A 1505-nucleotide genomic window follows, 5' to 3' on the forward strand; every position below is an offset into this window, starting at 1 on the left:
TTTGTTTCTATAGCCTCTATAAACTGGTTAATATGTCTATACCTATCTGGTCATGGATACCGCCTCCTTTCTGGACACCGGCGCTATCCTGAACGATACATCCTTTAAGACCTCCACATATATCCCGCCCAATCCGAACATGATCATATGCCCGAATGTCCTGTCATAAGTTAATCCAAGAATCACCTCTTTGCCGCCCTTTATCATTTCGTAGACCATTACGCCGTTTATCAATGCATTCGGCATGAACCTTTTTGCATTGGAGGTTATTTCTACAAATGCGTCCTCTGCCGCAATCTCGGAGTTTATGTTGAGCTTCACGCCTCCAACATCTGTCTTGTGAAGGATGTCAGGAGACGAGACCTTCATTACCACTGGAAATCCTATCTTCTCTGAAACAGCTGCAGCCTCTTTTGCCGAACGTGCCAGAGCCCTCAGGGGAAATACGAATCCATAATTGGAAAGTATTGCCATTGCAATGTCTTCTCCTGCCTCGTACCTTCCGGCCTTCAGTAAACTGTCGATTATCCCCTTCGCTGCATCTTTATTGTACACATGCCTCTGTATTTCTTCTTCGATGCCTTGCCTCCACATATTGTAGTCATAGAGTTTCTTGAAGGCCTTGACCGCTGTCTCAGGATAAGAGAAGTTCGGGATTGCGCCTGCCTTAAGCATTTCGATGGATTCCCTTACCCTCATTTCACCCATGAAAGATGCTATAACTGGTTTATCCGCTGTTTTTGATTTGTTGATGATTATCTCAGCTGTATTCTCCACGTCTGTCATTGCCTGTGGAGTGAGTATCACAATAATACCATCGACATTGGGATCGGTAATTGCCCTGTTCAGCACAACCTCATAACGCTCTGATGTGGCATCGCCGATTATGTCCACAGGATTATAGAGGGATGCGTTCTTTGGCAAAAGCCTTGCTATGGCCTCTATGGCATCCTTAGACATCTGGGGCAGTTTCAGCCCAAGCTTTTCTGATGCATCTGCTGCAATTATTCCCGGGCCTCCAGCATTTGTGACAATTAACAACCTGTCCCCTGCAGGCAGTTTGCCCTCTGAAAAGGCAAGGGCTGTATCAAAGAGGTCTTGAATCCCATTTGCCCTGATAACGCCTGTCTGCTTAAATGCTGCACCAAAGGCGGTCTCAGAGCCTGCAAGGGCGCCTGTGTGGGATGATGCTGCCCTTGCACCTGCCTCTGTGCCTCCCGACTTTAAGAGGATAACAGGTTTTACCTTTGTTGCCTTTTTGGCAACATCCAAGAACCTCCTGCCGTCAATCACATCCTCTATGTATCCTAAGATAACGTCTGTATCTGCGTCATTAATGAAATATTCTATAAAATCTATTTAATTCAGGTCTGTCTTATTGCCGAGGCTTATGAACTTGGAAAACCCCATCCTGTTTCCGATTGCCCAATCCAGTATGGCAATGCCGAGGGCCCCTGATTGCGAAAAGAATGCATTTCTGCCCCTCGGAAGCATGCCTGCTGCAA

The 1505-nt window shown here is 46.4% G+C and carries 1 protein-coding gene and 1 pseudogene; both read right to left on the minus strand.

Translation table 11 applies throughout. From position 1 onward, the window contains the following. Positions 1–42: 42 nt before the first annotated feature. The gene (locus tag V7L97_RS12635) at positions 43–594 is read right to left on the minus strand and encodes an acetate--CoA ligase family protein (protein ID WP_333656543.1); all 552 of its coding nucleotides are present in this window, start codon (positions 592–594) and stop codon (positions 43–45) included. 51 nt (positions 595–645) lie between these two features. Further along, positions 646–1494 (minus strand): annotated as a pseudogene (locus V7L97_RS12640) (CoA-binding protein); the annotation flags it as partial. Between the last annotated feature and the right edge of the window lie 11 nt (positions 1495–1505).

Source organism: Dissulfurispira sp. (assembly GCF_036745535.1).
GTDB lineage: Bacteria > Nitrospirota > Thermodesulfovibrionia > Thermodesulfovibrionales > Dissulfurispiraceae > Dissulfurispira.